Origin of the sequence: Streptococcus tangpeifui (genome assembly GCF_044503215.1) — a bacterium.
Lineage (GTDB): Bacteria > Bacillota > Bacilli > Lactobacillales > Streptococcaceae > Streptococcus > Streptococcus tangpeifui.
In genome coordinates this window covers 1,562,200-1,576,068 of sequence record NZ_CP172427.1, presented here as the reverse complement: position 1 = coordinate 1,576,068, position 13,869 = coordinate 1,562,200, and the positions used below count along the sequence as shown (strand labels likewise).

The following is a 13,869-nucleotide window of genomic DNA, read 5'->3' as shown; positions in this document are numbered from 1 at the left end:
TTGCCTATTGATTTACTAACGAAAGGAAATTGACTTATTTATGGAAAAACTTAAAAAGCTGACAGGCTTTCAGCTCAAATACATCGCCTTGGTGCTCATGCTGCTAGACCATATTCACTACTTTTTTGACTATACAGGAAAGATTCCCCTGTGGTTCAGTCAGCTAGGGAGATTATCAGCGCCTTTATTCTTATTTGCGATTATTGAAGGGTTTATCCATACGCATGACCGCAAGAAATACTTCCTGAAGATTTACGGTTTGGCTATTGCCATGGGAGCTATCCAGTTTGGCTTTTCTAATGTGCTGCACCCTTTGGTACGGGGAGATGGCTTCTTTCCGCATAATATGATGCTGTCTTCCTTTGCCATTTTGCTGGTTGCTTTGCAGGGGATTGCTTGGATTGAGGAGAAGAAGTACCTTCGAGGCATTCTGACCCTTCTTTTTCCGATTCTTCTGCCCTTTCTTTTCATGCCTTTCTACCGTATTTTTATGGGTTCTGGTAATCAACTGGGCATGTTCGTTATTAACTTACTCAATTTCACAATCTTGCCGCTGCATTTTTCCATTATGGATGGTGGAACAGAGACTTTGATTGTAGGCATTGCCATGTATCTCTGCCGAAAAACACTCAAAAGGGAAGTTCTTGCCTTTGTCATTGTGTCTCTAATAGTTAATTTAGGTCGTGGTTTCCTTGTAGGTGCTCCGTTGACGCTTCACACATTTTTATTTCTTTATTTTGAGTGGATGGAAATCTTTGCAGCTCCGCTCATGCTTATGTACAATGGGCAACGAGGCAAGGGTAGTAAACATCTCTTTTATATTTTCTATCCGCTGCATATTTACTTGCTCTACGGCTTGTCAGTCTTGCTTTACGGATGATATGATAGGAGTTACAAATAATAGAAAAAGGAAAAAAGATGACACGCATTTTGGTAATTGATGACGAGGCAGATATTCTGACTTTGATAAAAAATACCTTAGAGTTGCAGAGATATCTGGTAGAGACTTTTACCAGTGCTGAACAGGTTGACCGTTCAAAGTTAACAGATTATGATTTAATTTTACTAGACATTATGATGCCTGATGTAGATGGGCTTAGTTTTTGTCAGGAGATTCGTCCTTTGGTAGACTGTCCCATTATTTTTCTGACGGCGAAAGCACAAGAAGCAGATATTGTCACGGGCCTTAGTTACGGAGCGGATGATTATCTAGTTAAACCCTTTGGTATCCAAGAGCTTTTAGCGCGTGTTAATGCCCACTTACGCCGGGAAAGGCGTGAACATCATACCAGTCTAGTTTTAGGAAATATTCGGTTTGATCTGTCTGCCAAAGAAATTTCTATTAGTAATCAAGTACTTGCTTTGACGAAATCAGAGTACGAAATTTGTGAGCATTTGGCCAAACACCGCGGTCAGGTTTTCTCTAAAGAGCAGCTTTATGACTATCTCTATGGATTTGAAGAACGCGGGGCACCTGCGGCCATTGCCGAGCATATTAAAAATATTCGAGCAAAATTTCGGATGGCTGGAGCAGAGCCCATTGAAACAGTTTGGGGAATTGGTTACAAATGGCAAACAAAAAATTAAACCAGTCCTTGACCAGTATTTTCATGACTTATTTCATGAGTGTTGTGCTGGGAATAGTAGGAATAGGGATTATAGCTTACATTGGTTTGGTAGTGGCTTTTAGAACCGGATTTATCTTGCCAGCTAATCAGACAGAAAACGAGTTGATAAGCTTAACAAGATCAATTGAGACAGATTCGCATTTTAAGCTATCCAATCTTCCACAAGGGACTAGCTATCTGCTCGTAGATAAAGGTGGACAGGAACTACAAACTAATATGAGCTCTTCATTGAAGAAGGCGGCGACGTCATCTCAAGATTCTTACCGTCTTGACCATGGTCACTATGGGTATTTCAAAACCTTTAGGAGGCCTGACGGCAGCCATCTTATTGTCAGTTATCAACTCAGGCAGCGTTATCGTGATCCTTGGTTAGAGCAGCATTTGCCCCGTCTGAGCACGGTTATTATTGGTTTGTTTAGCTTAGGGCTCTTGCTCTATTTTGTCTTGATCAGCCTTTTCTTTGGCCGTTATGTCAAGCGTCAGTTGGAGCCTATTATAAGGATGACAGATAAGATTCAAGAGGAGGAGTTAGAATTTTCTTTACCGAAGACTAGAATCAGGGAGTTCGACCAAATTATCCAGAGTTTGGACAGATTGCGCACTAGTTTGCGAGATTCCCTAATGCGCAGCTGGCAATTGGAGCAGGAAAAGCAGAACCAGATAGCTGCCTTAACGCACGATATCAAGACGCCCTTGACTGTCATCAAGGGCAATACGGATTTATTAGAAATGACAAATCTGACGGATCAGCAGTCTGAATTTTTGGCCTATACTAAGCGCAATGCTCAGTTGCTGGATGACTATGTGCAAGCGCTCAACCAATTGACTAAAAGTCAGAAACGACAAGACTACACACCGAATCCGATATCTCTTAAAGCCTTTTTGGATGACTTGGACAAGGATGCTAAGGGGTTATCTCTGGCTAAAAAGGTCACTTGGGAACCGCAGGTTCTATCTAGTCTGCCCGATATCCAAGTCAACTGGGATCAGACTCTTCTTAAGCGAGCTCTCATAAATGTTATAAGCAATGCTATGGAATATTCACCAACAGGAAGTGTGGTCAGCTTGACCTATGAATTGCAGGATAGTCAGCTTTTATTGTGCATCACTGACAGTGGTTCAGGGTTTAGTCAAAATGCCTTGGAATCGGCTAAAATGCCTTTTTATACTTCTAATACCAGCAGGAATAAAAGCCAGTATCACCAAGGATTGGGCTTGGCTGTTGCGGATAATATTGTCCGCCTGCACGGCGGAAGTCTGGAAGTGTCAAATGCTAGGCAAGGCGGCGGCCAGGTCACGATCACCTTACCTATTATAAAAAAACAAGTTTGAGACACTTTTGATCCCAAACTTGTTTTTTATGTGACTTCAACCCGCCTCGCTTCGATAAGTGGAGGAAAATAAACACCCGTAAAGCAGGTAGTCAAGATTGTATTTTTAACTAAACAGTTGAATTAGAATACCACCTAGGATAAGGATGATAGCACCGCCAAGACGGTTGGCCATTTGGGCAAAGGCAATCATTTCCATACGGTCGGCAGCCGAGAGGACGGCGATATTGCCTGTGCCTCCCATTGAGTTGTTAATCATACCAGCTCCGATGGCTGTTTCAACTGGAAATAGTCCGAAAATCTTACCAAGGAACCAGCTGGCAAGCCCCATAGCAACAACTGATGTCAAGCTGAGGATAAGGAATTGCCAGGTCATAGCTTGTGCTAGTTTAGATAGATCCATCATAGCCAAACCGATACCAGCTAAAACAGCGTGAGTCAAGTTGGTCATGACGACTTGGTTGAACATAACAACACAGTCTTGAAGTGCTTTGGGTACAGTATCAGTTGCTTTCAGGATAAATACAATAATAATCATAAAGGCATAACTGTGAATTTTTGGTACAAAAGCATTGAGGATAACCCCGATGAGAAAGAGGCCAAATGCAAACATCAGTCCGACACCGATCTTGGTAGCATCGAGGGTTAAGTGTGGTCTTTCCAGTTCTTCCTTATTAACTTCGATAAGGACACCATGACCATTGTATTTTGTCTTGGCAAAGGCCTTGGCGATAAAGATAGCACCGATAATAGCAAAGAGGTTACCAAGGGTTGTCGCAGGTGCTAGATGATTGAGAATATCACCTGCTGGGACATGAAGTTGGCTGGCATAGATTTTAGATAATGGGACGATACCAGCCCCCATCCCTCCTGCCATCTGTGCCATAGAAATATAGAGGACAGAATGGCTAAAGCCTTGTCCAAGCAAAACTCCCATACCACCAGTAGCAAAGAAACCAATGACCATAGTAGCAAGTGAGATGGGAATGAAACGAGCCGAAGCCCTAACCAAGAGGTTGCGGTTCATCCCAAGGATAGCACCACAAATTAAAGCGGCGATATAGAAATCCAGAAATCCCCAATCTTGCATAAATGCCGCAGTCGCTTGTACAACAGTTTTGGGCATAATTCTTAAACTGTTAAGCAGGGCCGCCAGCAAGAGGGTCATGACCGAACCTCCACCTAGATAAGTATTAAAGAAAGGTGTTTTTTGACCAATCCAGTAGAAGAGATGGCCTAGAAGAACCAACATGAAGGTAATCCCCAACATGTTTAGTGGGAGTTTCCCCATCCAGATAGTGACAGTCAAGATGAGCACTAAGACTACATACAAGGGGAGACCAACACCAGAAATTTTGATTGTATTCAGTTTATTCATGATTGCTGAAAGCCTCCGATATTAGTATTCTGGATACCATTTGAGGTCACGGACAGCCTTAGCCATATCAGTTTCCTTTGCTTGAGCCAAGCCCTGTTCTTGAGCTTTTTGGGCAACGGCTTCAGCTACCTTAATAGAAACGTCAGCTACATACTTAAATGGTGGAAGGACAGGTGCCCCTGGCTGACCTGGATCTACCAAACCACTGAGTGAGTGAGCAGCAGCACCAATCATTTCGTCTGTCAAGAGTTTAGCTTCTGATGCAAGCATACCAAGTCCGAGACCTGGATAGATAAGGGCATTATTGGCTTGACCAATTTGATAATCAACCCCCTTATAAGTAACCGTACCAGAAGGAACACCTGTTGCTACGAAGGCCTTACCATCTGACCATTGAATGACTTGCTCAGCAGTAGCTTCTAATTTCTTAGTAGGGTTAGAGATTGGGAAGATGACTGGGCGTTCAGTATTGTCACACATAGCCTTGACAACATCTTCAGTGAAGGCACCAGCATCTGTAGAAGTACCAACCAAAATAGTTGGCTTAACAACCTTAATCACATTAAGGAGGTTAGTCATATCCCCAGCATTTTCAAAGTCCGCACGTTTCTTAGCAAATGGTTTTTGGGCAGGTGTCAAGTCTTCCATATCATCGAAGAGAAGCCCTTGCTTATCGATCATGAAGAAATGCTTGTAGGCTTCCTCTTCTGACAATCCTTCGCTGACCATTTCAGCATGAACTCGAGAAGCGATACCAGCACCAGCAGAACCGCCACCGTAGCAAAGGTAGATTTGGTCAGTGAGTTTTTCGCCAGTGATATCAAGGGCACCGAAGATACCGCCGAGAACAACAATACCAGTACCTTGAATATCATCATTGAAAGTTGGAATGTCATTCTTGTAGCGGTTCAAGATGTCAGCCGCAGTTGAGCGCCCGAAATCTTCCCAGTGAAGGTAGAGTTTAGGGAAAAGTTTTTCTGCGGTTTGAACAAATTGGTCGATAAATTTATCATATTGTTGGCCACGGACCCGTTCATGACGGTTACCGAGGTACATTGGGTCGTCCAAAAGTTCTTGGCGGTTGGTACCAGCGTCGATAACCAAGGGCATTACAGATGATGGGTCAATACCAGCAGCGGCTGTATAGACCATCAATTTACCGACAGAGATATCTACCCCTTGGACGCCCCAGTCACCGATACCAAGGATTCCTTCAGCATCTGTTGCCACAATCAAGCGAATATCACGGTCGCCAGCCGCATTTTTCAAGGTTTCTTCGATATTTTCTGGATGGTTAATATCAAGGTAGGCCGCGTACTGAGGATCTACAAAGAGTTGACTGTAATGTTCAATTGTATCTGCAATTGTGGGATCGTAAACGATAGGATTGAACTCTACGATATGCTGATTAAACAAGTAGTAAAAGAGGGTGCGATTGGTGTTGAAAATTTCCATCAAGAAGAGGCGTTTTTCCAAATCTGATGGCTTTTGCAGATAGTGCTGATAAGCTTGATCTGCCTGTTCTTCAATGGTTTGCACATAAGGTGGCAAGAGACCAATCAGGCCGTGTTCCTTACGTTCTTCCATAGTGAAGGCTGTTCCTTTATTTAAAAAGGGGTTGTTTAAAATATCATGTGCTTTCATCTTATTCTCCTCTATAATAAGTTGTATTACTCGCAAAGAGCGACCTTATTATAGGTTTGCCGTCTTCTTATAGTCAACTGTCTGCCTTATCATAAATTTTATTTATAAGACCGGTTTTTGTGATACAATGATGACGATACAAGGGAGGTTCTGTATGAATATCAGGGATTTAGAATATTTTCAAGAGTTATCGAGACTAAATTCATTTACAGCGGTTGCCCAGTCTTTTAAGGTCAGTCAACCCACTATTACCTATGCTATCAAGCGTTTAGAACATCAGTTTGCCTGTGAGCTTTTTATTAAAGATCCTTCTCATCGCTCAGTCGTTTTAACCCATCAAGGGGAGATTCTAGCTAGGCATATTGAGGCCATTTTAGCGGAACTGACTATTTCACAAAAAGAGATAGACCGCGCCAATCGTCAAGAAGTCAAGGTCGGATTTCCGCCGATTATCAGGGCACGAATCTTATCACAGCTTATCCACAAAGGAGCAGATCTCAGTTTTATGTCTAGCCTGCAAATGGTGGGCGGCGGCTCTGTCGACCTGCTCCAGCAGTTGGTGGCTGGTGACTTGGATTTCAGCTTTATCGGCAGCTTGCACCCTTTAGATCATCCTAAATTAATAACGAAGGAACTTTATCAACGTCCCTTTTATATTGTCGTATCTGAAAAACATCCCCTAGCTAAAAAGCGGTCGGTCTCCTTTGGTGAGGTATTAAATGAACCCTTTCTTATCTTGGATGAAGGCCATACGCACTTAGAAGCCTTTAATTATCTGAATGACAAATACCGGCAGCGCGCCAATATCTTCTTGAAATTGAGTGAGATTTCTATTATCGGACAGATGGTTGGAGAGAATCTTGGCATTACTCTACTGACCGATTTTCTCCTCTTTTCAGAATTGGAAGGCTTGGTCAAAATCCCTCTTACCGATGATGATAATGTCAGCTTTCATGTCAGCTATGCCTACTCAAAAAGCACAGTTTTGCCTCCATTGATTGAGTATCTGATTGAGTTACTAGGAAAAATTAAGTAGACTGTAAAAGGGGGATGAACAACCTGAAAATTGAAAATTTTGGTTCTCCCTATGCCCTAGTTTCAAGGTGGTGACTTGAAACAGTTTCTCCCTAGACCGTTTCACTCCACTTCCCGTACAGTTCAAAGGGGAGGGGGATCTTTTGAGGTTGGAAATAGAGTTCTACACTTGATTCTTTTGGCAGTAATAAACAATTGACGCAGTGGCGGATTAAGAGTTCCTTACCCCTTGCCTTGCACGTGATAGATCAAGCAGTCTGGGAGACTGTTTGAGAGAACTAAGATTAACTGTGCAGAGGTGGGATAGAAATCCTTCAGTTGAGGATTTCTACTTGAACCTTAAAATAAGAAAGCAAGGAAAATCAATTTCTTCGAAATACTGATTTCTTATACGAAAACTTCAGAGATTACAATACTTTGTGGGTGAGGGCTAAGCTATCATGGTTGTTTGTCCCACTCTCTTAGTTTTTCTGCTTTGGCCTTACGGTAAAAGGAAAATCTGTCAGCAGTGGGTTATTGGTTCTAAAGTACCTAATGAACGGTGCAGGAGTATGGCTTGTTGGCTACGCCAAGAAGTCTTGCCTCTGCATCAAGAGTTTATTCCAAAACAAAAATACTGGACAAATTTGCCCAGTATCTTTTATTTATAGATGTAATCTGTGTGAACTTATCGGTTATGACAGCCAGTTAATTAGCCAGAGTACCATCAGGATTAAAGACATACTCCTGACCATTGATCGTTTGATTGCCAGTTACCCCTCTACCATCAGCACCAAAGTAATAAGTGTTTCCGTCCACTTCTACGAAGCGATTCGTTACGGCCTTACCACTTTCATCGAAGTAATAAAAATCACTGGTAAAGGTAGTTGCTGATGGATTTTTGTAGTAAGCTTTTTCAGGTGTATGGCTATAGACACTACCAGATGGAGCATAAAGGCGGTAGAAGACCAGTTGATTTGATTTTGCAGGATAGTTTGTGACGGTACCAAGGCCATTTTGATCAAAGTGATAGGTTACCCCATCAATAGTAATATCAGAGTTTGTCTTAGTTTCGCCACTGTCAGCATCAAGGTAATAACGCTCTCCCTTGAGTGTAGAAATCATTTTACCTTTGACTTGACTCCCATCTTCGGTGAAATAGTAAGTTTTTCCATCGATGGTTTGCAAGCCAGTAAGAGCCTTTCCGTCTTTACCAAAGTATTTATAAACTTCGCCTATTTGGACAAATTGATTGCTAACGGCACTGCCATCTTTACCGAAATAAAGGCGGTAGCTATTATCATGGTTATCATACTTATTTGTTGGGATATGGTAGTGAGGTTGACCATTTGCTTCAAACCAGACCTCACCATGGTACATAGCATTGTCGCTGCCTGTCACTTTCGCTGGGGCATTATACTGCCATTCTTTAACAATACCAAAATAGTAGGTTTTCCCATCGATTTCTTGAAGACCAGAAGCTAATTTCCCATCAGCATTCACATAGTAAGTCTGACCATCTTGCTCTACCCATTGGTTTTTGACTTCTGTGTTTTCAGTCAAAATGCCATGTTTATCAGGGGTGTAAGCCTTACCGTTATAAACAGAGACTAGCGGTAGAGAGTCGTAAGAACTAGTGGTAGCTGAAGTAGGTCTATAAACATTTCTAACGGTAAGGTAGCCATTTTCCGTGAAATGATAGAGTTTCCCGTCAATTTCTTGGAAGCCTTTCACAGCTTTACCATCAGCATCAAAGTACATGGTGTAGGTAAGGCTGGGTCCTACTGGGGCATAATTAAAGTTGGCATATCCCCAGCCATTTTTGACCTTGATACCGGTGTCTTTATCATAATAGCTAATCGTATCATCCTCATTACGGAGAATCTTACCCTTGTACTCCTGACCAGTGCTTGAGAAGTAATACTCATTGCCATCGATGATTTGTTTACCAGTGACACGAGCACCGTCAGCACCGTAATAAACCCACTTGTCTTCTGGGCTTCGTCGAGGGAAACTAATCACCTCAGCCAGTCGGAAACGATTTTTCCACATGTGACCGGTATCTTGGTCGAAATAATAGGTTTTATCATTAATTTGAACATCAACGCCTTTGGCTTGCTTCCCGTCCTCGTAGAAGTAATGAGGAGCACCGTCGATATCTTTAAGTCCTGTAACATTTTGACCGTTTTGATCAGCATAATACCAATTGCCTTGGTCATCAGAGTGGAATCCAATTGCAGCTGCTTTGTCAGCCTCAGCTGCTACTTGCAGATCCGATGAAGTCTGAGCTTGAGGGGCGGTTGATTCAAAATTTTCTGATAGAGCAGGCTGTTGCTCAACAGTTTCCTCTACAGGAGCAACAGTAGTGTCAGCTTGGACAGGCTCAGATGTTGCTAATGGTGATGATACAACCGCAGTATTTTGATGCTCTGCAGCAGCTGGCGCCTTAGTTGCATTAGCTATTGAGACGGTTTCAGTAGCAGGGGGTGTTGTACCCTGTACAGGGTTTGGGGTGGTGACTTGCTCGGCTGCAGCAGCTACTTCATCGGCAGAGACTCGCCCTTCAGTTACTGCTAATAGACCAATACCAGTTAACAAACTAGCACTGGATACAGCAATAGTTACCCACTGTTTTTTGACCTTGTGGAGTTTGTAATGCAATTTTCTTTCCATTTGACTCTCCTTAAAAAGTGATAATTTGACTGGTTAAAAATTATTTAAAAAATAACCCTTAACTTCAAACAATATTAACATTTCCCGACTCTTTTTACAATGGTTTAAGTTATTGTTTAGTATAGAATAGTTGATTTTGACGGATAACAAGAGAGCAGGACAGACAGCCGTAATTCGAAGAACTTAATTTCATCGTTCATTTCCGTCCAGTTCAAAAGATCTGAAGACTTTTTGAGGTTAGAAATAAGATGAACGGTATTCATCCGTTCATCACATTCATTTAGGTTAGGCGTTACTACTTGTGTAGTACTTCAACAGTCCAGTGGATTGCTGAAAGAGGACGCTTAAAAACTAAGAAGCGTCAGTTACAGAAAAACAATCAGCAACGGTCCATTGGACTGTGGGTGGCCTAGCCGACAAGTCTTACTCCCAACCACCGCGTCAACATGGTAAATCTAGAACAAGACAAAAATGACAAAATAAAGTGTTGCTTTTGTATACTGTTTCGAGCCATTAAATCATAAAAAAAGACAATAGCCTTAAAGTGACTACTGTCTTAAAAATAGTTCTTGTCTAAACTCTTGATAGGCTTGACAAATGATAGAAAAAAGGCAGAATTGTTGTCCTAACCTTTAGCCTCGGTATTATTATTTTTAGGTGGCAATGAGTTACTTCCCTTATCTTTCATGTTCTTTGATGTAAGCTAGCTTTTGCTGACGGGTTTTATTTTTAAATTTAGCCTCAGCACTCATAGCGGCATTTTTGTGATTGAAAGTTTCCGAGTAGATAAGTTTAACAGGGAGACGTGCCTTAGTATACTTGGCACCTTTACCAGCATTATGTTTGGCTAAGCGTTTGTCTAAGTCGGTTGTATAGCCGGTGTAGAGGCTGCCATCCGCGCATTCAAGGACATACATATAAGCTTTGTGATTCTTACCAAAATAGATATCATGAATCTCGTCAGTGTAGTCGCCATTACCTTTATGGACAATGAGTGGCGGTAGGAACTTCATACCATCGATAGAGCCGTCTTTAATAGCTTCAATCAAAAGCATATTAGCTTCCTTATTAGCCTTGGGGTAGACAAATTGGATCCGTTTGGGAGCCAGTTTGTAGCGTCTCATTGTATCGATAATTTCTAAAAAACGTTCCGGCCGATGCACCATTGCCAACCGCCCCTTGGTTTTAAGTGCCTGCTGGCTAATTTGGCAAACTTCTTCAAGGTCAGTTGTAATCTCGTGACGGGCTAGAAGATAGTGCTGACTGGCATTTTTCTTGGAGGTTTCGGTTGCCTTGAAATAAGGAGGATTACAGAGGATAAGATCGACTTTGGAGCGAGGAGCATGATCCATGAGATTTTTCAGGTCATCATTAATCATGGTGACCTGCTCAGTTAAGCCATTGAGCTCAATCGAGCGCTGTCCCATATCAGCTAGTCGCTCTTGGAGTTCAATTTCTAGGATTTTGGCCTTAGTCTGGGTTGAGGCAAAGAGACCGACGGCGCCGTTGCCACTGCAGAGATCAACAATCAATCCTTTAGAAGGAAACTTTGGAAAGCGTGACAGCAAGACACTGTCGACAGAGTAGCTGAAAACTTCCTTGTTTTGGATAATTTTAACATCAGTAGAAAAGAGCTGATCGATGCGCTCTCCCTTAAGCAGATTTTTCTTCGTCATGGAAATCATTATAGCATGATTTAGGAATGAAAAATAGTAGGTCTTGTCGTAGGTCAGTGATCGTCTTGTGAAAATAGCAAAATTAACTTAACCTTTCAGAAGAAGTAAAGTTATAATTATCAGAAAGATTGTTATTTATTTTCAAACGATTACTATTTGTGTTAAAAATTACAAAATTACTCTGATTCCCCTTGCATAAGTAAATTTTAAGCGTTAAAATAGCTGCGTAAACATGATTTTTAGAAAGGGAGAATTTTTAATGAACACATTAGCTTTGGATTCAATGGCGTTTGACAGTTTTGAGGTGGCAGATAACCAACTACTCTCTACTGTAGAGGCTGGAAAGGGTGTGGATTCTATATTAGAAGGCGCAGCTACTTATGGTGGTGCAACGATGGCATTTCTTTCGCTTACTGGTCCAGTTGGTTGGGGAGTTGCTTGTGCTTATTTAGCTACATCCGCCGTTGCAGGAGCAATGATAGGTTACGGTGCAGCAACATATGGAGAATAAATTATTTGGCTATTTCCATTTGGAAGAGGTATAGATAATGACAAAAAGATGGTCATTGATTTTATTTTCATCTCTGAACGTTATCGCTAATTTATTAATGATTTGGCCGTTCAATAGTGAAGAAAAAATATTTTCTAATCTATTTTTGATTATTATTACTTTAGTGTTGCTTCCTAGCTTTTTAAGAATTGTTGACCGTAAAACTGCCTCTCAGATTAGGCTTGAAATTTCATTGTTAATCATACTTACAGCAGTTTCAATTATGCGGTTATTATATAGACTTGGTGTCATCTCGGACATGTTGGCTATTATAGTAGGATTAACAGCTATTGGTTTAATAACAGTGCTTCTGATTGCTGGAATCATCAGGTGGATAAAGATAAATAAAAACATTGATTGATATCTTTTGGTCTTTAGTTACAGTTCTTTTCAGTTAAAAAGCTGAAGAACTTACTACAGATATAAAAGTTCATTAACTATGCTCTAACAAAAGTTTCCCCGCCTCCATCATGGTGTCGGGGGCTTTTTCTAACCCCCTAATGTAAGAAAAAAATGAATTCACCTACGACTTTGTGAATTAGATGAACCGTCCCAGAAGTTTTGGTGCTTCGTGGAAGATATACTTACTTCGCCAGTTCTATCGCAACTTCGAAAGTGGTTCATTGGTGCTAAAGAACCTAATAAACTATGCAGGGGGTAAGACTTCTAGGCCTAGCCAACAAGTCTTATTCCCAACCACTGCGTCAATCGTTTAGTACTGCACAACAGAATCAAACTTGGAACTTTTACCCCAAGCTCAAGTCCTAAAATTCTTTGAGTCGTAAACGGCTTGGCGACACGAAGAAACTTCGGACGAAAAGAAGTTTCACAGTTAATAAGGTGCCTAGCCACTCCTACTTTGCACGCCGTATCTTTGGAAGGAATTTGATGAAACAAGAACAAGTCACTTATATTATTTTAATTATAGCGCTTGTCATATCTATTAATATTATTTTAAAGGCTGTCAGACGCTACTTTAGATCCAGTCCTGTTTCTCAATCCGCAACTAAAGCTCCCAGCTCTTCCATCAGTTTTATTTACAGTTCCAACTGCTAATTTTATTTATGATGGATATCAATATTTATCGGGTAAATTAGCTTATGCGTAATTTAGTTCTCCTGCTTTGTTATGTAAGTTATTTGATACTCTGTGGGATATTTTTATACCTAAATTGGGAGTATTCTAAACTGAGGTCTATCATAGAGTTTATTATATTTATAGGATATGGTACAGTTCTATATATAATCTTCCGTAAGCAAAATTGGAGGTAGACATGAATTTTATCGCATTTAGTGATTTTGAAATTGTAGATAGTGAAAATCTTGCAGAAATTGGCAGTGAATTTAATGCTTGAGAGCTGCGATAGGCTTTGCAGGTGGAGTAATTGACGGTGCGGGTAAAGGTTTAATCACCGGTACAGCTGTAGAACCAGGAGCTGGAAGTGTTGTAGGTGCTGTTCTTGGCGGTGTTGGTGAGGGAATGGTAGTAGGAACTACCTGTGGTATTGCTGGTTCACAGCTTTAATTATTGTTATGAAAAATTTTTTAAAAGAAAATTTCCTGATCTATTTAATCGTTTTATTAGCCCTTGTTGCTGTTTGTTCGCCAAATAAGCATTTTGGAAAATTTGTGTTTATCTTACTGGCATTAGCGGTTTTAAGTATAATAATCATTTACTCAATAAGGTTTTTTCAACTTTTTAGAAAAAAGTAGTCCACACTTGGATTTCCCCGCCTCCATCATGGTGTTGGGGTTCTTTTGATAATGATTCAAGGATGTTAGGAGCTGGATCGTTTGACTGCGGAATGTGACAGCCTGTACTTTTGCAGCAGCCTTAGCAATAAGGAGTTATCGCTATCAATATGGAGCTTACGGCAGGATATTGCTATAATAATGCAGATTGGATTATTGGTAATAAAATATGAATAGGTCTGGAAGAATACTCAGATTATTTTCAGGATTAGGGTTGTCCGTAC

General features: G+C 41.0%; 10 protein-coding genes and 1 pseudogene. 7 read left to right on the top strand and 4 right to left on the bottom strand.

Annotation, left to right across the window (positions count from 1 at the left end; translation table 11 throughout):
• Nucleotides 1-40 precede the first annotated feature (40 nt).
• From ACFSN5_RS07220 to ACFSN5_RS07210, 3 genes are read left to right on the top strand one after another with little or no spacing between them, the layout of a single operon-like run.
• Nucleotides 41-880, top strand: coding sequence for a TraX family protein (locus tag ACFSN5_RS07220; RefSeq protein ID WP_165329124.1), 840 nt, complete (start codon nt 41-43; stop codon nt 878-880).
• A 38-nt stretch (nt 881-918) separates the two neighbouring features.
• Complete coding sequence (locus ACFSN5_RS07215) at nt 919-1,587, top strand: response regulator transcription factor (protein ID WP_165210066.1); 669 nt, start codon at nt 919-921, stop codon at nt 1,585-1,587.
• Nucleotides 1,569-2,960 (top strand): sensor histidine kinase, encoded by a 1,392-nt coding sequence (locus tag ACFSN5_RS07210; protein ID WP_165329123.1) that lies wholly within the window; start codon nt 1,569-1,571, stop codon nt 2,958-2,960. Before ACFSN5_RS07215 ends, ACFSN5_RS07210 begins: the two co-directional genes overlap by 19 nt.
• A 105-nt stretch (nt 2,961-3,065) precedes the next feature.
• Here the strand turns inward: ACFSN5_RS07210 and ACFSN5_RS07205 are convergent, their stop codons facing one another.
• Complete coding sequence (locus ACFSN5_RS07205) at nt 3,066-4,337, bottom strand: 2-hydroxycarboxylate transporter family protein (RefSeq protein ID WP_165329122.1); 1,272 nt, start codon at nt 4,335-4,337, stop codon at nt 3,066-3,068.
• A gap of 21 nt (nt 4,338-4,358) precedes the next feature.
• Nucleotides 4,359-5,981 (bottom strand): malolactic enzyme, encoded by a 1,623-nt coding sequence (locus ACFSN5_RS07200; protein WP_165329121.1) that lies wholly within the window; start codon nt 5,979-5,981, stop codon nt 4,359-4,361.
• Between the two features lie 154 nt (nt 5,982-6,135).
• Between ACFSN5_RS07200 and ACFSN5_RS07195 the strand changes: the two genes are divergently transcribed.
• Entirely contained in the window at nt 6,136-7,017 is an 882-nt protein-coding gene (locus ACFSN5_RS07195) for a LysR family transcriptional regulator (protein WP_165329120.1), read from the top strand.
• A 686-nt stretch (nt 7,018-7,703) separates the two neighbouring features.
• Here ACFSN5_RS07195 and ACFSN5_RS07190 read toward each other — a convergent pair.
• Both ACFSN5_RS07190 and ACFSN5_RS07185 read right to left on the bottom strand, forming a co-directional pair.
• Complete coding sequence (locus ACFSN5_RS07190) at nt 7,704-9,668, bottom strand: KxYKxGKxW signal peptide domain-containing protein (RefSeq protein WP_165329119.1); 1,965 nt, start codon at nt 9,666-9,668, stop codon at nt 7,704-7,706.
• A 677-nt stretch (nt 9,669-10,345) separates the two neighbouring features.
• Entirely contained in the window at nt 10,346-11,344 is a 999-nt protein-coding gene (locus ACFSN5_RS07185) for a GIY-YIG nuclease family protein (RefSeq protein WP_165210084.1), read from the bottom strand.
• Nucleotides 11,345-11,603: 259 nt separating this feature from the next.
• On the opposite strand from ACFSN5_RS07185, the gene ACFSN5_RS07180 reads away from it, so the two are divergent.
• The 3 genes and pseudogenes from ACFSN5_RS07180 (at nt 11,604) to ACFSN5_RS07170 (ending at nt 13,418) form a co-directional block, all read left to right on the top strand.
• Nucleotides 11,604-11,855, top strand: a complete 252-nt coding sequence (locus tag ACFSN5_RS07180) for a bacteriocin-type signal sequence (RefSeq protein ID WP_165329118.1) — start codon at nt 11,604-11,606, stop codon at nt 11,853-11,855.
• 37 nt (nt 11,856-11,892) lie between these two features.
• Nucleotides 11,893-12,255, top strand: coding sequence for a hypothetical protein (locus tag ACFSN5_RS07175; protein ID WP_165329117.1), 363 nt, complete (start codon nt 11,893-11,895; stop codon nt 12,253-12,255).
• A 912-nt stretch (nt 12,256-13,167) separates the two neighbouring features.
• A pseudogene (locus ACFSN5_RS07170) lies at nt 13,168-13,418 on the top strand (hypothetical protein).
• The last annotated feature ends 451 nt before the right edge of the window (nt 13,419-13,869 follow it).

Excerpts from the sequence above, each read along its gene's own strand:
- ACFSN5_RS07220 (WP_165329124.1), top strand. The coding sequence starts at position 41 with ATGGAAAAACTTAAAAAGCTGACAGGCTTTCAGCTCAAATACATCGCC.
- ACFSN5_RS07215 (WP_165210066.1), top strand. The coding sequence starts at position 919 with ATGACACGCATTTTGGTAATTGATGACGAGGCAGATATTCTGACTTTG.
- ACFSN5_RS07210 (WP_165329123.1), top strand. The coding sequence starts at position 1,569 with ATGGCAAACAAAAAATTAAACCAGTCCTTGACCAGTATTTTCATGACT.
- ACFSN5_RS07205 (WP_165329122.1), bottom strand. The coding sequence starts at position 4,337 with ATGAATAAACTGAATACAATCAAAATTTCTGGTGTTGGTCTCCCCTTG.
- ACFSN5_RS07200 (WP_165329121.1), bottom strand. The coding sequence starts at position 5,981 with ATGAAAGCACATGATATTTTAAACAACCCCTTTTTAAATAAAGGAACA.
- ACFSN5_RS07195 (WP_165329120.1), top strand. The coding sequence starts at position 6,136 with ATGAATATCAGGGATTTAGAATATTTTCAAGAGTTATCGAGACTAAAT.
- ACFSN5_RS07190 (WP_165329119.1), bottom strand. The coding sequence starts at position 9,668 with ATGGAAAGAAAATTGCATTACAAACTCCACAAGGTCAAAAAACAGTGG.
- ACFSN5_RS07185 (WP_165210084.1), bottom strand. The coding sequence starts at position 11,344 with ATGACGAAGAAAAATCTGCTTAAGGGAGAGCGCATCGATCAGCTCTTT.
- ACFSN5_RS07180 (WP_165329118.1), top strand. The coding sequence starts at position 11,604 with ATGAACACATTAGCTTTGGATTCAATGGCGTTTGACAGTTTTGAGGTG.
- ACFSN5_RS07175 (WP_165329117.1), top strand. The coding sequence starts at position 11,893 with ATGACAAAAAGATGGTCATTGATTTTATTTTCATCTCTGAACGTTATC.